Here is a 23035-nt window from a genome sequence, read left to right as displayed (position 1 = left end):
AACACCTCTTTGGATAAATTACAGTGGACAGTTTATGTCCTGTCCACTGTAATTTGCACCGGTCTTTTTTCCCTGTAAGACTGTTGCGCCGCTAAAGCGATGATGACGGCCATCAAACCGTCTTTCCCGGAAACCGCAGGCTGGCGGTCATTTTTTATACAGTCAAAGAATTCCTCCAGCTCAGCCACAAAAGAGTCCTGATACCTCTCCAGGAAGAAATATTTGGGCTTATCCGTGCACACAGCTTCATTGTTGCTGTAAACCACGTTGGTAGGAGTATCGTTAAAGGCCTGCAAACTGCCCTTTGAACCAAACACTTCCACCCGCTGGTCATAACCATAGACAGCTTTACGACTGTTATCGATTACTCCAATGGCGCCATTTTGGAATTTCAAGGTGATAAGGGCAGTATCCACATCTCCGGCTTCACCGATAGCCGGATCAACCAGAACGGCAGCATTGGCATAAACTTCTACTACTTCACTGCCGGACAAATATCTTACCATATCAAAGTCATGGATGGTCATATCCAGGAAAAGTCCTCCGGAAACTTTTACATAAGACAGCGGCGGAGGCTCCGGGTCGCGGGAAGTTACTTTTACGATATGCACATCCCCGATTTTCCCTTCGGCTACCAGATCTCTGACTCTTTTAAAGTTGTGATCATAACGGCGGTTAAATCCTACCTGAAATTTTACCCCGGCTTTTTCCACGGCATTTAAAGCGGCATAAATCCGGTCCAGATCATAGTCAATGGGCTTTTCACAAAAAATGTGTTTACCGGCATTGGCAGCCTCAATGGTAATTTGCGAATGGGTATCGGTGGAGGAACAGACCAGGACGGCATCAATTTCTCTGTCATTCAGAATTTGGTGATAATCGGCATAAATCTCTTTAATGCCCAAACTGTTGGCCCAATCTGTTATTTTATCGGCATAAACATCAGCAACCGCTTTTACTTCTACCTGTCGAAAGTGTTTGATGATATTTTCGGTATGCAATTTGCCGATGCGACCAGCACCAATAACCCCGACTCTGATTTTATCGCTCATTCTCCATGACCCCTTCCCAGTTTATAATCCAGCTGTTTCTCTGATATATTTACGGGCTTTTAAGGCATACTCAAACGGGTTGGCTTTAGCCGGATCCTGTTCTGCCTCAACTACATACCATCCTTCATAATTACCTTGAGCTAACAGTTCAAAAATTGGTTTAAAGTTAATCATCCCGTCACCGGGTACGGTAAAGACACCTGCCCTGACCGCCTGGAGAAAACTGAGCTTTTCCTTCTTCACCATCTCCAGGACTTCTGCACGCACGTCTTTCAGATGTACATGCTTAATGCGCGGCAAATATTTTTGCAGAATTGCTACCGGATCTTCACCGGAGAAAGCTAAATGTCCGGTATCATACAGCAGGTAAACCAGCTGCGGGTCAGTGATCTCCATCAGTCGATGGATTTCTTCGGCAGTTTGAACCCCGGTACCCATGTGGTGATGATAAACAATTTTCATTCCTTTTTCTGCCGCAATTTGCCCAAGTTTATTTAAACCATCTCCAAGTCTATCCCATTCTTCCTCTGTAAAAACCGGTTTTTGTTCAAAGACCGGGACATCCATTAATCCTTGAATACTGTGTCCTTGCTCAGAAACCACAATTACTTTGGCTCCCATTTCATACAGGAAATCACGATGGGCGATAAAAGCGTTTTTAGTTTCTTCATAGGTCCTGGTAGTCAAAAAGGAACTGAACCAGGCGCTGGCAATTCGGAGCTGGCGCAGCTCCAGGGCTTTTTTCAAGACCGCGGTATCTCTTGGAAATTTGTTTCCAACCTCACAGCCGACAAAGCCGGCCAGAGCCATTTCACTGATACATTGTTCAAAGGTATTTTCAGCTCCCAATTCCGGCATATCATCATTGGTCCAGGCAATAGGAGCAATTCCCAGTAAAACTTGTGACATATTATTACCCCCATTAGAATTTTTTAGCTTTCTTAATTTCTTCTTGCATTTTCTGGTGTGCATTCAGAACCGATTCTCTTTCAGCTACTTCTGGAACGCCAACTCTCCACCAGCTAGCGTAACCACAGGTCATGGAATCAGGGGTAACTTTAATATCCAGCAAAGTGGAAACTTTACTATGTTTAATTTTTTCTAAAGCTTCTCTTAATTCATCGACAGTTCTAACAGTATAGGTCTCGGCGCCGTAACTTCTGGCATTAGCTGCAAAATCAATCGCCATATATTCTCCCGTTAACCGGCCGGTTTCTGCTGAGCGATATCTAAACTCAGTTCCAAAAGTTGGTATACCCTGGGAGCGCTGCAGATTATTGATACACTGGAAACCATTATTATCAAAGAGCATAATGTTAATTTTATAGCCTTCCTGGATACTGGTTACCAGTTCGGAATGGAGCATCAAATAACTGCCGTCCCCTACCATAACATAAACTTCCCGGTCAGGCTCTGCCATTTTTACACCCAGGGCCCCGCTTACTTCATACCCCATACAGGAAAAACCGTATTCCATGTGATAGGTTTTGGGTTTTAGCGGACGCCAGATTCGCTGTAAATCTCCAGGTAAACTGCCGGAAGCACCAACTATAATTGCATCTTCACCAATTGAACGGTTCAGTTCCCCTAATACTCTTGTCTGAGCCAATCCTTCCTCCAGCTCGATGGCATATAAGCGGTCAACTTCCCTGTCCCATTTTTCCTTGGCAACCCTGATTTCATCTTGATAACCGGAACGATAACCTGCCTTTTTTAAGGCTTCTGTCAAAGCCTTCAGCCCTTCAGCGGCATCAGCCTGAATAAAGGTAGCATTCATTTTCATGGCATCAAATTTATTGACATTGATAGCTAACACTTCAACCTCAGGATTCTGGAAAGCCCATTTTGAGGTTGTAGTAAAATCGGAAAGCCTTGTTCCTACAGCAATAACAAGGTCAGCATCCCGGGCGATTTCATTGGCAGCCTGGGTACCTGTTACCCCGATTCCCCCGAGATTAAGGCTGTGATTCCAGGGCAGCAAGCCTTTACCTGCCTGGGTTTCCGCAAAAGGTATTTGAAAAGCTTCTACAAAATTCTTCAGTTCCTCTTGTGCTTCAGAATAAACCACTCCCCCACCGCAAATCAGGAGAGGTTTCTTTTTCCTGGTTATTAACTCAACTGCTCTGGCAACAGCCCCGGCAGTAGGCAGCATTCTTTCAATGTGATGTACTCGTTTGGCAAAAAACTCGATCGGATAATCGTAAGCTTCGGCCTGAACATCTTGCGGCAGACACAATGTGACGGTACCGGTTTCGGCCGGATCGGTTAACACTCGCATGGCATTAATTGCTGCCGTCATCAGTTGCTCTGGCCGGGTAATTCTGTCCCAGTACCGGGAAACTGGTTTAAAGGCATCATTGGCAGTGATTGTATAATCAGTGGGATCTTCAACTTGTTGTAATACCGGGTCCGGTTGCCGGCAGGCAAATGTATCCCCTGGCAATAATAAGAGAGGAATTCTATTCACAGTTGCTGTACCAGCAGCTGTCACCATATTCAAGGCTCCCGGGCCAATGGAAGTGGTACAAGCGATAATTTCTCTCCGGTTTTTTTGCTTGGCGTAAGCAATGGCCGCATGAGCCATGCCCTGTTCATTTCTGCCCTGATATAACACCAGGCTGCCTTTATGCTCTTCCAGGGCCTGGCCCAAACCAGTTACATTACCATGGCCAAAAATGGAAAACACGCCTTTGACAAACTTCGTCACCTGGCCGTCAAACTCCACATACTGGTTATCTAAAAATTTAACTAAAGCCTGGGCCATTGTCAGTCGAATGGTTTTCATCCTTTCACCCTCTTTCCAAGCTTATTTGTCCGGCCATATTTTGGCATCTTTTTCCATAACCCATAGATGCTCCGGTTCAAACACTGGAGTGATATAGGGATTATTATCCAGTTGCCTGATTACCCAGACATAAAACATGGCATATCCCGGCGCCGCCACTTGCGGATGAGAAACATTATCTAAAATTTTTATTGTATCATTGTGTTTGACCTTAAGTACCTCTTCTCCCAGTTGGGCAAAACCGTAACCGTGTTCCGGATAGAATTTATAAAAATAAATTTCCGGTTGAAGATGGTGATGGGGCGGATAACTGGACCATTTGCCAGGATAATTAACTACCTCTCCCAGTACCAGCCTGGAATAAGGAGCATTAGAATAATCAAATACAGTTCTTACCACCCGGGTTGAAGTTTCCTGCATACTGCCTTTACCCCGATCTTCACAGGCACAGTCGGCCGGAGAATATAATTTGGGCTCAAAATCCTCATTATTTAAGGTTTTAATTACACAAACCTCCGAATCTGGGCCAATTCCGGTTATTTTCACTTCCACTCCCTGAGGTACGTGTAACACCCAGGGGTTTTCCTCTAAAAAGGATTGACGGGCAACTTCTTGAGTTTTTCCCTGCCACTCCAGTAAAACCCGGCCACTGATTAATAAATAAGCCCGCTCCTTGCTTTCCGCCGAAGTCTCTATCTGACCGGACTTCAGTTTCAGAATACCGAAATCCATCAACGTATTGTTTTCTTGTTCATCGTGAGAGGTGATGGGGTTATAACCGTAGTCAAAAGGCCTTTCTCTTCTGATTCTGTACATCATCTCACCACCATCGTCAGGTTTATTTTCTGTCTAAAACCTTACGGACTTTTGCTACAATATCTTTAGCAGTCAGATTAAATCTTTCTTTAAGGTAATCAACTGGGCCCACTTCACCAAACAGGTCATTTACCCCTACCCGTTCTAATGGTACCGGGCAATTTTCAGCAATCACTTCCGCTACCGCCGAGCCCAGGCCGTTGATGATGCTATGGTTTTCAGCCGTAACAAGCGCTCCGGTTTCCCGGGCACACTTGATTATAAGTTCTTTGTCGATGGGTTTTAAAGTGAAAATATTGACTACCCTGACGGAAACCCCTTCCCGCTCTAGCTCTGTGGCCGCCTTTAAGGCTTCATCCACCATGATGCCGGTAGCAAAGACAGTAACATCATCTCCATCTCGTAAAGTTATACCTTTGCCAATTGTAAAGCTGGAGCCTTCCTGATAAATCTTAATGGCGTTTTTCCGCAACAGCCTGATATAAAACACACCAAACATGTCCACCGTTTGAGTTAATAAATCTTTCAGCATCACCGAGTCCACCGGTTCCAGAATAGTAACTCCCGGTATATTCCTGACAATCCCCATATCTTCAAAGGGCATATGGGTTCCGCCATTGAAGGCAGCAGTTACACCTGGATCACTGCCGGTTACTCTGACATTTAAACGGGCATAAGCGCAGGATAAAAAGAGCTGGTCGTAAACGCGCCGGGTAGCAAAGGGTCCAAAGGTGTGAGCAAAAGGAATTTTGCCGGTTGCCGACAACCCTGCTGCTACGCCAATCATATTGGCTTCCTGAACCCCCACATTGAATGTTCTCTCCGGAAAAGCTTTGGCAAAAGGGACCATTCCCATCGAGCTCATCAAATCTGCATCCAGTACTACAATCCTTGGGTCCTTCTGAGCCAGTTCCATCAGGGTTTCACAATAAACGCTACGCATTTCCTTTGCTTCTGCTATTCTCTGTTCTGCAAGGATTGCTTTCATTGCTGCACCACCTTTTCCAGCTCTTTCTCCAGAAAAGCAATTGCTGCTTCTGCCTGCTCCCGGCTTACAACCATATGGTGGTTTGCCGCAGCCTGTTCGGCAAAATTACACCCTTTACCTTTAATAGTATGCAGTATTATTACTGAAGGCCGGTGTTTTACTTCTTTGGCCTTGAGAATGGCCGTGTAGATTTCCTCTACATTGTGGCCGTCCACTTCCTGGGCATGCCAGTTAAAACAGGCAAACTTGGCTTTCAGATCTCCCAGGTCATTAATGTCCTGGATATTTCCATCCAGCTGCTTTTTGTTGTAGTCTACGAACACAATCAAATTATCCAGTTGCTTCTGGGCAGCATAGAGAATAGCTTCCCAGACCTGCCCTTCCTGCATTTCGCCATCGCCAAGAATTAAATACGTATAACTTTCTCTGCCGTCCAACTTGTTACCTAAAGCCACCCCCAGGGCGGTGGAGGCTCCCTGGCCCAGGGAGCCGGTTGTCATATCCACGCCAGGAGTCAAATTACGGTCACAGTGACTGGGCAGTTTAGTCCCCGGTTTATTTAACGTCAGCAATTCTTCTAGCGGGAAAAAACCTTTTAAAGCCAGAGCCGCATAAATTGCCGGTCCCGCATGCCCTTTGGAACAGAACAGCCAGTCTCTGTCTTCCCAGCGGGGATTTTGGGGATCTACCCGCATTACTTCCCCGTATAATACCGCCACCGTATCGGCAATGGACATAGATCCACCGACGTGACCAAAGCCCAGATGCCCGATAGCTCTGATAGTTTCCATCCTGATTTTGGTCGCAAAGGCTTCCAATTGCTGAATTTTATCCCTGCTTAGCATTGGTCCACCCCTTTCTCATTGCTTCAAGCAAGGGTAGTTTGACACCGGATAAAAATCTGACCATTGCTCCGCCCGCGGTACATACATAATCAATTTTGGAAGTATCAATAAACCTCTGGGCTGCGCTGACCGTATCACCGCCCCCGATGACCGAATATCCCTTACTGTTGGCAATGGCTTCCCAGATTTCTCTGGTACCATCGGCAAAGAGAGGATTTTCATAAACCCCGGCCGGACCATTGACGAAAATGGTGCCTGCAGACGCTAACTCATTTTTAAAGATAGCAATGGTTTTTTGTCCGATATCCATACAGAGCTCATCAGCTGGCAGGTTTTCAATATCTATTTCCGCTCTTTGGCCATCATTTTCATAAGCCAGGTCAACAGGATAAACAATTTTACCGGGATAATCTCGTAAGTACTCTTTTGCTGGTTGAATAAATACATCCAGGGAACGGTCATAAATAAATTTAGTGTTTTTACTCCCGATATCGTAGCCGGCAGCAATTAACATAATATGACCGGTTACCCCGCAGGCCAGGATTTTATCTGCCGTACCGCTTTGCAGAGCTTGTTTCATCATGCCGAAGGCATCAGATATTTTCAGGCCCCCCAGAACAAAAACTGCCGGTTTGTCAGGATTTTCCCTAACCCTGATCAAAGCATTTAGCTCCTGAATCAGCAACATCCCGCCAGCCGAAGGCAAAATTTCCTGAAAGGCGACCATGGAAGGGGCATTGCGATGAGCAGCTGCAAAAGCATCATTAACATAGTAATCAAACAATGGCGCCAGGCTTCTTACTAAATAAGTGTTCAACATTTCCGCAGGCTGTAATTTTACATCTTTTTCAAAGGTAGAAACTTCTTCGGTCAGATAACGTAAATTACCGAGCAAAATTGCCTCCCCGGGCATCAACTTCTTTATCTCTTCCTGAGCGGCTGGCCCGCAGACATCATCAATATAACGGATTGTTTTTCCCAATTTGAGTGAAAGTTTTTCCGCATGTTCCTGCAAAGGAATCAAGTTATGATAATCCAGGGTATCCCCCTGATGGGCTATGATGGCTACTTTAGCCCCTCTGTCCAGCAGGTATTTAAGGGTAGGAATACTCATGTTAATCCGGTTTTCATTAACGATTTTTTTAGTTACCGGATCGATGGGGGAATTGATATCCAGCCGTAGCAAAACCCTTTTGCCGCTGTAGTCAAATTCATCCATGGTTCTGATTCCGATGTTTACTTTTGCATCCATTTTCCCATCCCCAAATACTCGTTAGTTTTGCCTACCGCTTCCAGACGGTCAGTTTGCAGTTCCAGTGCAGCCCGGATAGCATCCATGCTTTCAGGAATAACCACTGCTTCCTGGGGAATATTAATAGCGAACATAATATCGCGACCGGATTTGACAATCGTTTCTTCAAAGACTGCAATTTCATACATGTCTCCACGGGGATTGCCCAGATCTCTGGCATAACGGAAGAGAGCGGCATTGCCCTGGAACCCGTCAGCTATCCGAACAACTCTGATCCGCGGATGGGCATTAAAGAGCTTGATGGCTTCCTCAACGGAAAGATCTTGTTTAGGGGTGGCCAAAACCGTAATTATATGGCCATGGGTAACAGGGGTGTGTACCAGGATACCAGTAGCGTCAATATGGGGCATAATCGTCATTAAATCCACCGCCTGGTGGTTGGGTGCCTTTTCAACCTGCAAAGCATTGGTCAGGCCCCGGTGATAATCGCCAGGATCTGCCACTCTTCTGATGATAGTGATAGCAACTTTTTCAATACCCACGGCACGATCCAGGCAATCTACAGCACGGATTAGACCGGTAGTGTTACATGATGTCAGTTTTAAAAATTGCTTGCCCAAACCTTTTTCGTAGTTGGCATAACCATGGAAAAATACATCGGCCACATCATTTTTTTCGCCACCCTGGAAAACAGCTTTTTTACCATACTTTTTATAAATCTCTTTGTTTTTTGCTCCGACACCGGCAATGGTAGCGTCCAGGATGATATCACATTTTTGCACCAGATCTTCCAGAGTACCGGATACGGGGATACCCAGTTCATCAAATTTGGGTTTATTTTCCGGAACAGCAAGATATAAATCATAGGGCATACCTTTTTCCTTCAAAGCCCTTACCGCCAGAGTGGGAGCCACATCCGCAACTCCTACAAGCTCCATGTCTTTTTGTAGTTTTACCCCGTCAGCCAGACGTTGTCCGATTACACCATAACCTACTACACCTACTTTAACCATTTTAAATACCCCCTTACTTTAGTTTGCTTTGGCTTTCTTCAAAGCTTGTCTGCGTAAAACATCTACATAAACTGCCCCAATGATAACAATACCGATGGCTACAGTTTGCAAATCGGCAGAAACCCCAAGCAGATTCAAGCCATTGCGCAATACTGCCATAATCATTGCTCCAATCAGGGTTCCCCAAACAGTTCCTTGACCGCCCATAAAAGAAGCGCCACCGATGATTACTGCCGCAATGGCATCCAGATCATAATCCAGACCGGCCAGGGGAAAAGCTGCATTAACCCGGCCTACCTGAACAAGCCCGGCAATTGCCGCCATGGTCCCGGAGATGGTATAAACCATCACTAAAGTTTTTTCCACATTTATCCCGGAAAGTTTGGCAGCTTCCAGGTTCCCACCCACGGCATAAATGTGTTTACCATAGGCGGTACGATTGAGGAAAACAGCAAATAGAATACACATGATTATGACAAGAATAAAACTCACCGGCACCGGTCCGATAAATTCCGAACCTATGAACTGGATTGACCTGGGAAAACCGGAAATTGGAGTGGCCCCGGTTATTATAAGAGCTAAACCCCGGGCAATGTTTTTAGTACCAAGGGTAGAAATAAAAGGGTGGGGTAATTTCAGTTTGGTTAATAACAAGCCGTTTAACAATCCCAAGGCTGTACCGGTTAAAATTCCGGCCAGAATGCCCAGAAAGGGATTTAATCCCCAGGTAACGGTAGTCACTCCCATGACCATTGTCGACAAAGCCAAAATAGAGCCTACCGATAGGTCAATACCGGCCGTTAATATTGTCAATAACATCCCCATGGAGATTAAACTGTTTATAGCTGATTGCCGGGCAATATTCATCAGGTTATCCAAAGTCAGAAAATGGTCGGAAGCAAGGGCCAGTATAATTGAAAGCAATAATAAGCCAAGGAGTGACCCAAATTTTGATACTGCGTTTTTAAGTGTCATACCCTCATTCAATTGAAAGCGCTGATTTAAGTCTCCCATTCAAACTCCCCCTGTTGCTGCTCTCATAATATTTTCCTGATTGGCTTGGTCTCTCATCAATTCCGCAGTCACTTTGCCCTCGCTCATAACAATAATTCTGTCTGACATACCTAATAGCTCCGGCAATTCGGAAGAAATCATAATAACCGCCGCACCGCCTGCTACCAGTTCGTTGATCACATTATAAACTTCCACTTTGGCACCAACATCAATTCCGCGGGTAGGCTCATCGAAAATATAAATACTGGCATTGGTATTTAACCATTTACCGATAACCACTTTTTGCTGGTTACCTCCACTGAGCTGCCTGACAATAAAGCTGGCAGAAGGAGGATTCAAATTTAGCTTCTTAATATTTTTCATAGTTAATTCTTTTAATTTTTTTAAATCAAGCAGCATTGATTTATCTTTGTCATAAACGGCCAGATTCATATTGAAATCCACTGTGTTATCCAGAACCAGGCCCTGCCCTTTACGATCCTCAGTTAAGAAAGCAATTCCGTACTTCATGGCATCTTTAGGTGATTTGATTTGCACTTTCTGTCCCTTTATATAAATCTCACCACTATCCAGTTCATCAGCTCCAAAAATCGCCCTGGCTACTTCCGTTCTTCCCGAACCCACCAAACCGGCAATGCCCAGGATTTCCCCGCGATAAAGCGAAAAACTTACATCTTTAAAAACACCCTGACGGGTTAATTTTTCAACTCTTAAAATCTCTTCCCCGCGCGTGACTTTAATTTTGGGAAATTGTTGCTCCAGGCTTCTTCCCACCATCAATTTAATTAACTCGTCCACGGTAGCCTCCCGGGCCAGCATTGTGGTAATTTTTTTTCCATCCCGCATAACTGTAATGCGGTCACATATCTCCATTACCTCATCCAACCGATGGGAAATAAAGATAATACCAATACCTTTGTTTTTTAACTCTTTAACCGTTTTTAAAAGTTCCCTGACTTCCTTTCCACTTAGACTGGACGTAGGTTCATCCATAATTAATAACCTGGTTTGAACCGATAAAGCCTTGGCTATTTCCACCATTTGTTGTTTGCCAATTCCTAAGGTTCCGATATTTACACCGGGGTCGATATTTTGCCCGAGCTCACTTAACAGCTGCCGGGACTTTTCTTTCATCAGGTTGATATCCAAAAATACAGATTTGCCGTTATTCTTTTTTATTTCTCGCCCAAGAAAAACATTTTCATATACAGACAATTCTTTAACTATGTTAAGTTCCTGGTATATCGCAGTAATTCCAAGTTCCATTGCCTTTTTGGTATTGAGAATTTTTATTTCTTGCCCTTCAATAAAAATCTGACCGGCATCATGCTTATGAGCGCCGGTTAAAATTTTAATTAACGTTGATTTTCCGGCGCCGTTTTCACCAATCAGACCATGAACTTCCCCGGGGTAAATCTCTAAATCCACCGCATCAAGTGCTTTTACTCCAGGAAATACTTTAGATACACCTTTAAGCTCTAAAAAAGGCCGGATCATAACTTAAACACCTCAAATCTTCTTGTATTGAGGGAATGGCAGCCGCAGCCAGCGGCTGCCATGATTAAGTTAGTTAATTTTTTTGCCCAGAATTTTTTCCAAATCAGAGATAGCTTGATCCACATTATCTTTTGTAATCATGCTGGTGCCAGTATCAATCCGCTTTTCGATTGTTTCTCCCTTTACCACTTTGACAGCAGCTTCTACGCCAAATTTACCGATATTATAGGGACTTTGCGCCACAGAACCACTTAATTCCCCGGCTTTAATAGACTTTAAGGCATCCGGCGAACCGTCAAAACCAACAACTACCACATCAGTCTTTTTGGCTTGCTTCAACGCTCTTACCGCCCCCAGAGCCATTTCATCATTAGAAGCAAATACCCCTTTGACATTAGGATAAGTTTGCAGCAGGTTTTCCATTACTGACATACCCATATTCCTGTCACTGTTAGCGGGTTGAATGGCAACCACTTTTAAACCGGCAGCTTCCAATTCTTCCTTGGCACCGTTAACCCGTTCATCATGGGTAGCATCGCCCAAAGCACCGCGAATGATTACCACTTCAGCACCCTTACCTAATTTTTCGGCCAAAAATTTGCCCCCGATTTTGCCACCGGCGAAATTACCGGTACCGATAAAGGACTTCTTCTTATCCCAATTAGCATCAGTATCAATTAAGAGTACCGGAATGCCGGCTGCATCGGCTTTATCAAAAGTCGCAACGGCAGCGCTTGGCTGGGAAGGTGCTACTACCAGAGCCGATACTTTCTTGACAATTTGGTCTTCCATTATAGAAGTTTGCCCAGCAATATCCGTTTCGGCATTGGGACCCAAAACTTCTACCTCAACTCCCAGAGCTTTGGCAGCATCCATTGCCCCTGCTTGCACAATCTTCCAGTAGTCACTGTTCACTGCCTTTAATACTACTGCAATTTTGGGTTTCTGTTGTGTAGCTCCGCTGTTTTGTTCATTGTTGTTTTGCGCTGTTTCATTCTTTTTAGTTCCACAACCGGCAACTACCAATGACAAAATTACTATTAAACTAATGATCTTTAAAAATTTCTTCATCATTTTTTCCTCCCCATCATTTTTTAGCTCCCATAACCTACTTGTAATTGGATTTATATCGGCTATAAACTTCGATAATTTTCACCCCCATCTACTTTTATTTGATATTAAATAATTAGTTTTGTCTGGGCCTTGCTACTTGATATCATCTCCTTTCCGTATTTTTCTTATTTTGGGGCCTTTAATTTAGGGCTTAATCTAGCATGAATATTAACTGTTTTCTGAACTTTGTTAAAGTTCTAAAATAACAGTTTTCTTCAAAATGCGCTTACTCCACGACTTCAAAATTTATCACTTTCTGCAAAAAAGAAGACTCGCACAGAAAAAAACGTGCGAGTCTGTCAGTCTTACTACTTATTCTTTTTTTCAATATTTAAACGGAACTGATTAGGTGATAAGCCATAATATTTTTTGAAGGCAGTATAAAAGTAGTTATAATTTTCAAACCCAACTTTAATTGCTATCTCTTTTACAGTTAAACTGGTTTCTTCAAGCAATTGTCTAGCCTTTTCAAAACGCAACTCGTTAATATAAGCAGATAAGGACTTGTTTTCTGCTTCTTTAAACTGCATCCGCAAATAATTAGGCGAAATCCCAAAATGTTCAGCAATGATTTCCAGTGATAACTGGGGATCATGATAGTTTTCTTCTATATATTTTATCACATTATATATTAAATCTTTTTTGCGGTTAACTTTCTTTTCTTTTAGTTTTTCTATGGTATTTTTATATAGTTCTATAAACCACTGTTTTGCTTCATCCAGGTCTTCCATATTTTCTATTACTTTTTTAAATTCCTGGATGTCAATATACAAACTCTGGTTACTCATCTGAGACAAATTGGTAATCAAAATCTTTGAATTTAACGCCAATTGGGTCAAAGCCAATAATACTTCATGATAAGTATAATTTTTGATTTCAGCTAACATTTTATTTAATTCTTCTTCAACTTTTGTCAGGTTACCCATTTTCAGAGCGTTAAAAATGTTCTGTTCCAGGTTACTATTATATTTATAGCCCTCTGATAGTTCTGAAACAATTTTATCATAATAAAGTATATTTTCTTTACCATATTTATAGCGGTAATTTAAACATTCTTTTGCTATTTTATATGATCTGTTTATTTCTGTTAAACTTTCTACACACTCCCCTAAGCCTGCTGATACTGTTATGCCTAGATTTTGTTTTATTTCATTCTGTATTAGCCTGATGCTTTCTATAATATCAGGAACAGAAACTAAAGTTGTAAAACCCTTAATTAATGTTATCTCACTATCTTCTAATTGTAAAAACTCATAGTCTACTTCATCTCTTTCGAAAAACTCAACTAAATGGTTGGTAAATTGACCAGTTTCTTTATAATTATCAATCTTGAAGACAATAACAATAAAGCTATTACTATTACTAATTTTCAGTTGTAATTCTTCAATTTTTTCTTGTAATTTTTCATAATCATCGATCGTATCGAGGACGATCCCAAGTAAAAGCTTTTCTTTAATCATTTTTTTATCTTCTATTGAAAGATCTTTGAGAGATGAAGGAGTGTTTAAAATTTTATCCACGGCAAGGACCAAATAGTCAAGTTCATCTCTGTAGCTGTCCATTGGTGCTATGTCTTTTAAATAATTAACAGCCTTGTTAATAGGTTGATAAATATTACGCGATAAATAGATTGCAAAGAATATACCTATCAGTAAAGTTAAAATGATTACTATAATAATCAGCCGTACCATTTTATTGATTGTGCCAAGAAGAGTATCGTAAGCAGTTATATTAATAAAAATCAAATCTGAACGTGGTGACTTCAAAAACGTAACAATTGAAGGTTTCCCACTAATTTCTTGAATAAAACTTCCTCCTGTTTTGTGTTCCTTTAAAATTTTTTTAATATAACTTTTATTAGAAATATTAGTTAAATATAATTTAGGGTCAGGATGAAAAATTATTTTTCCGCCAGTGTTTATAGCCAAAATAAGATTATTTTGACCAGAAATACTATTTTTGAAATAACTTTCAACATTATCAGCATCAATATTTATAATTATTGCACCATCTGGCATATTATTACGGGTATTTTTCACATTGGAAAGAATGATAGTTAGCAGGTTTTTTCTATACTTCAAACCATTGGTGTTAAAATCAACATAACGCGGGATTAAATTACTGCTAAATGTTTGATTATTTTCTTTTAATAACTCTACAATGCCTTGATCTTCAAATGTAAATCGGTCAGCACTGTTCCCGAGAGAAGAATAAAACATTTTATTAACATTATTATAAATATAAATTGAATGTATAAGCGGCACCAAAGTGGCTGCTTGACGAATTTTCATCATACCGATTAAAACATTTTGAGAATAATCCCGATTAGTTTCATACATTAATTTATATATATCTTTATCAATATAAAGCTGATAAATGAATGATTTAGCCCAATTCTCCGTATGTTGAGTGTAATACTTTGCTTGACTAAGCATTTGTTGGGATGCTATATCTGCTTGTTCAATAATTTGTTCTTTATAACCTTTATATAAAATTACTGTAGTAACAAGCAAGATAATAGAAGTCAATAAAATGTATGATGCTATGAGTTTTAAAAAAGTAGGCTTAATTTTTTTCATTGACCCCTTTTACCCCCACAACCAACAATAGTTAAGTTATGTTTATTCGACATCAGTAGTCGATTTCCTGCGGTTATCAAAACAGATTATGCTGCAAAAAAAGAAGCCCCTGTACAGGGGCTACTCTTTATACCCATCCACTACCAGTTCCAGATGCCCGGTATCGGGACAGAATAAAAGGCCATGATAAGGAATATCTTTAGGCAAAAGCGGGTGATTGCGCAATCCTGCCACCACTTCTCGCACATGGCCGTGGTAATCTTCCCCGAAGCCCTGAAGCCAGGCAGCCAGGTCCACACCCTCCAGGTCTTCCGGCTTCACACCCCGGGCCAGCATGGCCTGCCGCATCCTATCCGCATCCGGTTTGGCCATTCCGCAATCGAGGTGGGCGATTACCACCACCTCTTCTACCCCCAGCAAATAGATAGCCACGGCCAGGCTGCGTACCACATCTTCGGTTAAAATAGTACCGGCATTTTTGATAACCTTGGCTTCCCCCCGTTTTAAACCCAGGGCCGGCTCCAGCATTTCCACTAGCCGGGTATCCATACAGGAGAAAATGGCCAGTTTTTTGGCCGGCAACTTGCCCGCCTGCCGGGCTTCCCGCTCCTGTTCCCAGCGCTGGACAAATTCCCGGTTAGCTTCCAGGATTTCCCTTAACAACATGAACACCACCCCCTGCTGTCATTATATAATGGTCAGTACAAAAAGCAAATAAAAAATCGCAAACAAAAGGAGCAGCTGGCCTGGAATGCGGCCCTGGCGCCGCCGGTTCACCAGCCAGAGGACTAGAGCAGCCACCAGGGCCAGGCCGATACTGGTCAGCCCCTGTTGCCCCAGCTGCCAGTCGGTGAAAACCATACCAAAGGCCGGCAACAGGCTGCTCTGAAAGACCATCGCTCCTGTCATGTTGCCAGTGGCCATTACATCCTTATTCTGCCGCATCCAGATAATGCTGTTCAGTTTTTCCGGCAACTCGGTGGCCACCGGGGCGAGAATCAGGGCGACCAGCATAGGACTGAGGCCCAGCCAGACCGCTATTTCCTCTACTCCACTTACGAACAGTTTGGCCCCCAGGATAATCACCCCTAATGCCAGCACTACCTGCAAAATCACCAGCGGCTTGCCCGGTTCCGGGTTTTTGCGAGCCAGATAGAGAGGGGGACAGTGGCCGATGGCTTCACAGTCAGCCTGCAGGGTACGCCAGACATACCAGAAATAGCCCCCGGCCAGCACCAGAGCGATACCATATTTGGCCCAACCGGGCAGGAAAGCTGCGACTACCGCCAGACCGTAGAAGACCAGGAAGAAGCCCAGATCCCGGTTGAGCTGTCCTTTGTTGACTGCCACCTCAGTGCCTGTTTCCCGTCGCTTCCGGTAAACCAGAGCCCCGGTTCCCACCAGGGCCAGCCCCAGGGTGACCAGCATAAAGGGGGCACCCAGAATCGCCCCTACCCCGATATGATGCCCGGCTTCTCCCACACCAAATAAAATGGCTATCACCGGAATCATGCTTTCCGGTAAGGCTGTGCCGACAGCCGCCAGCACACTTCCCACTGCACTCTGGGACAGATTAAGCTTTTTGCCCAGCCACTCAATCCCATTGGTGAAAAGTTCAGCCCCAATTAAGATAATAATCAGTCCTCCCAATAACTGCCACAACATAACTATCCCCTCCTATCAACTTTATTATTAACAAAAATAGACCCTGCCTTTCCTGCTCAGGAAAGACAGGGTCTTGCTTGGCTCCATCAGCCAACAGAGCCGGGCCTAAACGGCCGGAATGACGACTCTGTTCACCGGGCAATTTGCCCGACAGCTACTCCCCCTGTGTATATGCTAAGTATAGTTTAGCAAGGGAAGGTTCATTTGTCAACCTTTCTTAGCCTAACCCGGCATTCCTTGAGAATAGCCTGACCGCTGCCTGCTTCTGCCGTACCGGCCAACAAACGATTTACGGCTGCCCCCCGCCCTTTAGCCCGACTGCCCAGGGCCCAGTGGCCAAAACCATGGGCCAGGCCTACCACCCGGGGATGGATACCTTCTGTAAGGAAAACCCCGCTCTCAATCCAGCCATACTCTGATTCTACCCGTACCCGGTCCTCCGGGCCAATACCCAGAGCTGCTGCTGTCTCGGGATGAATCCAGAGGGGGTTTTCCCCATAGGCTTGTAACAGAGCCGGATTGTTCTGGCTGCGGGTATGGGTATGCTGATACACTTTCCAGTTAACCATATAAAAGGGATAATCCTGATTGGGCAAAGTCCCTGGCGGCTGCCAGTCACAGCCCAGCTGGATGCGGCCGCTTTCAGTAGGAAAGGGCCGTTCCCGCCATTTCTCATAACGGGTCGGTCCCCGGTTGAATACCGCTCCCGGCAGGCTGGCCAGTTCCGACAAGGAAAGTCCGCAGGCCTGTTTCACCTGCCAGTCCAGGTACTGCTGGTAAGAAAGGTCAAATCCGGATAAGCTCAATTTCCGGGCCAGTTCCAGAATCCATTCATATTCCGGCCAGATGCCGGACCGCGGCTCCACCACCGGCTGGCGCAAACTGAGGGAAGGAAAAGCCGTCCAGTTTACTGTCAGGTCATAACGTTCATAAAAATGAGTACCTGGCAGGACCAGATCAGCCAGCAGGGCCGTTTCAGACAGATAGACATCGCAAACAGCCAGAAAATCCAGGCGACGCAGGGCTGCTTCGCTTTTCTCCACATTGGGCAGGGATAGCATCAGATTCTGAAAAACCACCACTGCCGCCCGCGGCTGATAGGGCTGTCCGCTGAGAATGGCTTCCCGGGCTGCCACATAACTGCCGGACTTGTGGGCAAAGGGATAGGCTGCTCCTCGCCCATCGACAGCAGGACTGGCAATCTGCGGCCAGTTCGGTTGCGGAGGACGCCCCGTCAGTTTAAACCTTTCCGGCCAGAGCAATCCACCGGGGCGATCAATGGTTCCCAGCAGGGCATTGAGACAGGCCACCGCCCGGGTAGTTTCCATACCGTTACTGTAATGGCTGACACCACACCAGGCATCCACCACTACCCTGGGTGCATATTCGGCCAGCAGAGCAGCCAGTTCCTCAATTTTCCTTTCCTCCAGGCCGGTCAGTTCGGCAGCCCAGGCCGGGGTTTTGTCCTGCAGATAGACGGCGAATTCATCCCAGCCACTGGTGTATTGCTGGACAAAATCCCGCTGATATTTGCCATCCCGCCAGAGGATATGGCAAAGAGCCAGCACCAGGGCCCCATCGGTTCCCGGTCGCACTGGCAGCCAGTGACCGCGGCTGGCGGTTTTGCTCCTGACCGGGTCAGCCACAAACAGCCGGGCCCCCTGGTCCAGAGCCTGCTCCAGAGCTGCCGGCAAGTACATCCATTTCACTGCCTCCAGGGGGTTCCAGCCCAGCAGCAGAATGACCCGGGCCTGAGACAAATGGGCCAGCGGACGCTCTATGCCCAGAACCCGCAGAAATCCGGCCCGCCGACCGGCATCGCAGATATTGGTGTGGTTGAGGAAATTGGGAGTGCCATAGGCCCGGCAAAACTCCTCCTGAATGTGAATAAAGGAATGATCTTCACAAAACCAGAGCAGACTTTCCGGCCCATGTTCCCGCCGCAACTGCTCCAGCCGTTCTGCCAGTAGTGCGAGGGCCTCTTCCCAGCTGATGGTCTGCCACTGCCCGCTGCCCCGTGGCCCTTTGCGCAGAAGGGGCCGGGTAAGGCGTTCCGGATCCGCCCACTGCCGGGGAGCATGCACTCCTTTCAAGCAGACCCGCCCACCGCGCTGTTTTTGCTCCTGAAACTCCTCCCAGGTCAGGGCCACTCCGATCGGGTTTTCGGAATTGGGCTTGATTTTGACTACCTCCCCATCCCTGATGCCGGCCAGAATACCGGTCTGGCCGCCACAGCCATTGCAACAGGTAGGGATCCAGGTTAGTTCATCATCTTTGACCGCTTTCATGTTCTTTTACTCCTTTGGCTGACACCGGCTGGCAGGCCGGGGAGGTAGTGGTTCCCCGGTGACAAGCAGGCCCTGGATTTCTGCCGTCAGTGCCTGCACAGCCTCAGACTGCAAACGGTAATAACTCCAGCGCCCCTCTTTGCGATCCGTCACCAGTCCGGCCTGTCTCAGGATTTTCAGATGATGGGAGGCTGTTGGCTGACTCATCTCCAGATAATCCATGATTTCACAGACACACAGCTCTCCCCGGGCCAGCAGCCGGATAATCTGCAGCCGATTCTCATCCGCCAGGGCCCGCAGTTTTTCCGCCAGTTCTTTCATGGTTAGCCTCCTGTCAGATGCTGCTATCCTTTAAGCCATAATACTTTCTACCCCAGGCCAGAGCTACATTAACTAGAGCGATCATCACCGGCACCTCAATCAGGGGACCGATAACCGCTGTAAAGGCCTCTTTGGACTCAATCCCGAAGACAGCTACCGCCACCGCGATCGCCAGCTCGAAGTTGTTGCTGGCTGCGGTAAAGGACAGACTCACTGTCTTGCCATAATCAACTCCCGCCTGGCGGCTGAGGAAGAAGGAAACCGCAAACATAACCACAAAGTAAATCAAGAGGGGAACTGCAATGCGTAACACATCCAGAGGCAGTTCAATTATATATTTCCCCTTGTAAGTAAACATTACCACAATTGTAAAGAGCAAAGCAATTAACGCCAGGGGACTGATTTTAGGCACAAACTTTTTCATATACCATTCGCTACCTTTAGCCGGTTCCAGCAGGGTTCTGGTTAAAAACCCGGCCGCAAAGGGAATCCCCAGATAAATGGCTACCGATTTGGCTACCTCAGCCATGGAAATATGCACTTCATAGCCTTTAAGCCCAATCCAGGTGGGCAAGACGGTAATAAAAATATAGGCATAAACAGAATAGAACAGGACCTGGAAGATGGAATTAAAGGCCACCAGAGCTGCCGCATATTCCGTATCCCCTTTGGCCAGGCTGTTCCAGACAATCACCATGGCGATACAGCGAGCCAGGCCGATGAGAATCAAGCCTACCATAAATGAAGGATAATCCCGCAAAAAGGCTACTGCCAGGATGAACATTAGCACCGGGCCAATCACCCAGTTCTGCAGCAAGGAAAGGGATAAGGCCTTACCATCCCGGAACACCTTGCCCAGCTCCCGGTAATTTACTTTAGCCAGGGGCGGATACATCATCACAATCAAACCGATAGCGATAGGGATGGATGTGGTACCGACCGAGAGACTATCCAACCACTGCGCCAGTCCGGGAAAGGCCCAGCCCAGCCCTACTCCAAGCGCCATGGCCAGGAAAATCCAGAGAGTGAGGAAACGATCGAGGAGCGATAAACCCGATTTGGCACTCATGTTTAATAAGGCCTCCTTTATTTATATATTTAGATATGTTGATATGTTAATTATATTATATGTCAGGGGTGGGAAAAAAACAAGAGGACCTATCAGCGGTCCTCTTGTTGCTTAGTTAATTAAACGAATCATTTGAACTAAATTATCCAGTGGATCCTTCCGAAAAATCTTGAATCCATTTCGTGAATAAAAATCAATTAGCTTGGGCTTGTCCTGGCATTCTAAAAAAACAATCCGCCCACCTACTATTTCCTGTGCTCTTGAGATAACCGCGAGGGCATATTTCATTAACTTATCTCCGTTTATATCATCTTTATATAGATCATTTTTTCCCAGTTGACCAATTAAAAATGCAGGTATTTCAGTAATTAATCCGTCTCCTTTTCTTGAATAAAGCCCATCGAGTCTGCGAATCTGGGATACGCTGGTGCCTTCAGGTATTTTGAGCGACTGTAATGCCAGGGCAAAATATCCCAGGAGCTTAAATTCTCCTTCTAATGATGCCTCCTCATCAAAAACAAGGTATGTTCGGCTTTTTGCTTTTTTCTCATAAATAATTGCTTTCTCTTTAATAAAATTTTCAATATCACGATCTTTTGCGCATTTAAAAATAGAGATGACTTCCGATACTTTCTTTTCGGAAGCCATCCCTAAGAATTTTTCGAGAGGGATAAGCAACGTCTTAATATTTCTTCACCCCTTGCTATCTCCTCAGCAGAAGCCAGCTTCTTATTGACAGGTTTCACATCTTCAGACAAAAGTACATCAATCAGTTTTTCAATTGCTTCTGGTTCTCTGATAATAATATTCTTATCAAAAGATACAGTTGCCATAACATCCACCTTCTATACTGAACACATCCTTTGCTATTATTATATGCTTTATCCTTATAGAAGTCAAAAAAATTTACAAACTTACACAAAAAAACACCCGCATAATGCGGGCGTATAAAAGGTGGGGTGAAAAGTCATGTGATAAATCACACATATATATTATCATAAATTGTAATTAATGGCAACTATTTTTCCGTAAAAGCCAGCAGCGCTTCCCTGACGATTTTGGCCCCCAGCAGGGCGGTGCGTTCACTCTGGTCATACTGGGGCGCGATTTCCACCAGGTCAAATCCTACTACCTGCAATTCCTTGAGGGCGATAATGGCAGCCAGCATTTCCGCTGCCGATATGCCCCCCGGTTCAGCCGTGCCGGTTCCCGGCGCAAAAGCAGGATCAACCACATCGATATCCAGGGTCACATAGATAGACCGGTTTTGCAGCTGCGGTATCACCTTCTGCAGTGGTTCTAACACCTGGAAAGGATAAAAATTGGTTTTGGCCCGACCATAGGCAAATTCCTCCCGGGTACCACTGCGAATCCCGAACTGGTAGACATTCTGTGGCCCAATCAGTTCTGCAACTTTGCGCATCACCGTGGCGTGGGAATGGGGATTGCCCAGATAATCTTCCCGCAAATCGGCATGGGCATCAAAATGGATAACCGCCAGGTCCGGATAACGGCGGGCATATTCCTTGATAATGGGATAGCTGACCAGATGTTCGCCTCCGATGAAGAGAGGAAACTTGCCAGCAGTTAGCACTTCAGCAGTGACCTGTTCAATGATCTTAAGACTTTCCTCCACCTGTCCAAAAGGCAGGGCCATATCCCCGGCATCATAATAGCTGAGGTCAGCCAGGTCCCGATCCTGGTAAGGGCTGTATTCCTCGATTCCCCAGGATACCCCTCTTACCGCTGCCGCCCCCAGCCGGGTACCAGGACGAAAAGAAGTGGTAAAGTCCATGGGAATGCCGATAATTACCGATTTGGCCTCGGCCCAGTCCCGGGTGGAACCCATGAAATCACTGATGCGTTCAACCTGTTTTAACATCCTGGCCACCTACTTCAGCAGCTCGGCGACAAAATTGGGCAGAGCAAAAGCTCCCTTGTGCACAGCCGCATTGTAGTATTTGGTAGGATATTGAGCGATATCCTCTTCTTTAACCGCGAGAGGATCATATTTTTTGCTGCCCATAGTAAAGGACCAGAGACCACTGGGGTAAGTGGGAATAGAAGCCAGATAAAGCCGGGTGATAGGGAAAATAGCGGATATGTCCTTGAAAACCCGGCTGATCAGATCAGCATTAAAAAAAGGAGATTCAGTCTGGGCCACCATGATACCATCTTCCTTCAGGGCCCGGTAAATGGAACGGTAGAAATCAGCGGCAAACAAACCAACAGCCGGTCCTACCGGTTCAGTAGAGTCCACCAGGATAATATCATAGTGGTTCTCATGTTCAGCGATATGCTTGATACCATCTTCCACCCGCACATCCACTTTCGGATCATCCAGGGCACAGGCGATTTCCGGCAGATATTTTTTGGAAGCCTCAATTACCTTGCCATCGATTTCCACCAGGGTAGCTTTCTGCACTCCGGGGTGTTTGATGATTTCCCGAATCGCTCCCCCATCACCGCCACCGATGACCATGACATTAGCGGGGTTTGGATGGGTATTCAGGGCTACATGGGAGATCATTTCATGGTAAACGAATTCATCCTTGATGGTAGTCTGGACCATGCCATCCAAAACCAGCATGCGGCCAAATTGCAGGGTATCGATCACCGCCAGATCCTGAAACTCAGTCTTTTCTGTATGCAAGGTCTGAGTGATTTTACAGGTAATACCAACATTTTCCGTCTGTTTTTCGGTGTACCATAATTCCATTTTTGCTCTGACGCCTCCT

At 45.3% G+C, this 23035-nt stretch carries 21 protein-coding genes; all 21 read right to left on the bottom strand.

The window, feature by feature from the left end; translation table 11 throughout:
* Positions 1 to 32: 32 nt before the first annotated feature.
* Positions 33 to 1052 carry an inositol 2-dehydrogenase gene (iolG, locus tag CTH_RS03640; protein WP_107753087.1) on the bottom strand — a complete coding sequence of 340 codons (1020 nt, stop codon included), beginning with the start codon at positions 1050 to 1052 and terminating at the stop codon, positions 33 to 35.
* A 21-nt stretch (positions 1053 to 1073) separates the two neighbouring features.
* Entirely contained in the window at positions 1074 to 1961 is an 888-nt protein-coding gene (gene iolE, locus CTH_RS03635; protein ID WP_107753085.1) for a myo-inosose-2 dehydratase, read from the bottom strand.
* A 13-nt stretch (positions 1962 to 1974) separates the two neighbouring features.
* Positions 1975 to 3837 (bottom strand): 3D-(3,5/4)-trihydroxycyclohexane-1,2-dione acylhydrolase (decyclizing), encoded by a 1863-nt coding sequence (gene iolD, locus CTH_RS03630; RefSeq protein ID WP_107753083.1) that lies wholly within the window; start codon positions 3835 to 3837, stop codon positions 1975 to 1977.
* A 21-nt stretch (positions 3838 to 3858) separates the two neighbouring features.
* A complete protein-coding gene (locus tag CTH_RS03625) occupies positions 3859 to 4653 on the bottom strand; it encodes a 5-deoxy-glucuronate isomerase (protein WP_107753081.1) in 795 nt (264 codons plus the stop codon).
* Positions 4654 to 4675: 22 nt separating this feature from the next.
* The gene (locus tag CTH_RS03620) at positions 4676 to 5641 is read right to left on the bottom strand and encodes a transketolase family protein (protein ID WP_107753079.1); all 966 of its coding nucleotides are present in this window, start codon (positions 5639 to 5641) and stop codon (positions 4676 to 4678) included.
* Complete coding sequence (locus CTH_RS03615; RefSeq protein WP_107753077.1) at positions 5638 to 6486, bottom strand: transketolase; 849 nt, start codon at positions 6484 to 6486, stop codon at positions 5638 to 5640. Before CTH_RS03615 ends, CTH_RS03620 begins: the two co-directional genes overlap by 4 nt.
* On the bottom strand, positions 6470 to 7738 hold the full coding sequence (locus CTH_RS03610; RefSeq protein ID WP_107753075.1) for a phosphoglycerate kinase: 1269 nt from the start codon (positions 7736 to 7738) through the stop codon (positions 6470 to 6472). The genes CTH_RS03615 and CTH_RS03610 overlap by 17 nt, the downstream gene beginning before the upstream one ends.
* Positions 7723 to 8751, bottom strand: a complete 1029-nt coding sequence (locus CTH_RS03605) for a type II glyceraldehyde-3-phosphate dehydrogenase (protein WP_107753073.1) — start codon at positions 8749 to 8751, stop codon at positions 7723 to 7725. The genes CTH_RS03610 and CTH_RS03605 overlap by 16 nt, the downstream gene beginning before the upstream one ends.
* Positions 8752 to 8769: 18 nt before the next feature.
* Positions 8770 to 9765 carry an ABC transporter permease gene (locus CTH_RS03600; RefSeq protein WP_107753071.1) on the bottom strand — a complete coding sequence of 332 codons (996 nt, stop codon included), beginning with the start codon at positions 9763 to 9765 and terminating at the stop codon, positions 8770 to 8772.
* Positions 9766 to 11262 (bottom strand): sugar ABC transporter ATP-binding protein, encoded by a 1497-nt coding sequence (locus CTH_RS03595; RefSeq protein WP_107753069.1) that lies wholly within the window; start codon positions 11260 to 11262, stop codon positions 9766 to 9768.
* A gap of 69 nt (positions 11263 to 11331) precedes the next feature.
* Positions 11332 to 12333 (bottom strand): sugar ABC transporter substrate-binding protein, encoded by a 1002-nt coding sequence (locus tag CTH_RS03590; protein WP_107753067.1) that lies wholly within the window; start codon positions 12331 to 12333, stop codon positions 11332 to 11334.
* A 350-nt stretch (positions 12334 to 12683) separates the two neighbouring features.
* Positions 12684 to 14954 (bottom strand): helix-turn-helix domain-containing protein, encoded by a 2271-nt coding sequence (locus tag CTH_RS03585; RefSeq protein ID WP_107753065.1) that lies wholly within the window; start codon positions 14952 to 14954, stop codon positions 12684 to 12686.
* 120 nt (positions 14955 to 15074) lie between these two features.
* Positions 15075 to 15620 (bottom strand): beta-class carbonic anhydrase, encoded by a 546-nt coding sequence (locus CTH_RS03580; RefSeq protein ID WP_078664233.1) that lies wholly within the window; start codon positions 15618 to 15620, stop codon positions 15075 to 15077.
* A gap of 21 nt (positions 15621 to 15641) precedes the next feature.
* Positions 15642 to 16619, bottom strand: a complete 978-nt coding sequence (locus CTH_RS03575; protein ID WP_078664234.1) for a sodium:calcium antiporter — start codon at positions 16617 to 16619, stop codon at positions 15642 to 15644.
* A 200-nt stretch (positions 16620 to 16819) separates the two neighbouring features.
* Positions 16820 to 18907: a molybdopterin-containing oxidoreductase family protein gene (locus CTH_RS03570; protein WP_078664235.1), complete on the bottom strand. Its 2088-nt coding sequence runs from the start codon at positions 18905 to 18907 to the stop codon at positions 16820 to 16822.
* A 6-nt stretch (positions 18908 to 18913) separates the two neighbouring features.
* Positions 18914 to 19228, bottom strand: a complete 315-nt coding sequence (locus CTH_RS03565; protein ID WP_078664236.1) for an ArsR/SmtB family transcription factor — start codon at positions 19226 to 19228, stop codon at positions 18914 to 18916.
* A gap of 13 nt (positions 19229 to 19241) precedes the next feature.
* The gene (gene arsB / locus CTH_RS03560) at positions 19242 to 20297 is read right to left on the bottom strand and encodes an ACR3 family arsenite efflux transporter (RefSeq protein WP_107753063.1); all 1056 of its coding nucleotides are present in this window, start codon (positions 20295 to 20297) and stop codon (positions 19242 to 19244) included.
* Positions 20298 to 20408: 111 nt separating this feature from the next.
* Positions 20409 to 20945: a hypothetical protein gene (locus tag CTH_RS03555; RefSeq protein ID WP_107754259.1), complete on the bottom strand. Its 537-nt coding sequence runs from the start codon at positions 20943 to 20945 to the stop codon at positions 20409 to 20411.
* 2 nt (positions 20946 to 20947) lie between these two features.
* Positions 20948 to 21130, bottom strand: a complete 183-nt coding sequence (locus CTH_RS03550) for a hypothetical protein (protein WP_078664238.1) — start codon at positions 21128 to 21130, stop codon at positions 20948 to 20950.
* Positions 21131 to 21315: 185 nt separating this feature from the next.
* Positions 21316 to 22179: an agmatinase gene (gene speB, locus CTH_RS03545; protein WP_079906284.1), complete on the bottom strand. Its 864-nt coding sequence runs from the start codon at positions 22177 to 22179 to the stop codon at positions 21316 to 21318.
* Between the two features lie 9 nt (positions 22180 to 22188).
* Positions 22189 to 23016 (bottom strand): polyamine aminopropyltransferase, encoded by an 828-nt coding sequence (gene speE, locus CTH_RS03540; protein ID WP_078664240.1) that lies wholly within the window; start codon positions 23014 to 23016, stop codon positions 22189 to 22191.
* Positions 23017 to 23035: the final 19 nt, after the last annotated feature.

It is taken from the genome of Carboxydocella thermautotrophica (genome assembly GCA_003054495.1).
Lineage (GTDB): Bacteria > Bacillota.
The sequence above is the reverse complement of the archived record's forward strand: the minus strand, read 5'-3'. Positions and strand labels throughout refer to the sequence as shown.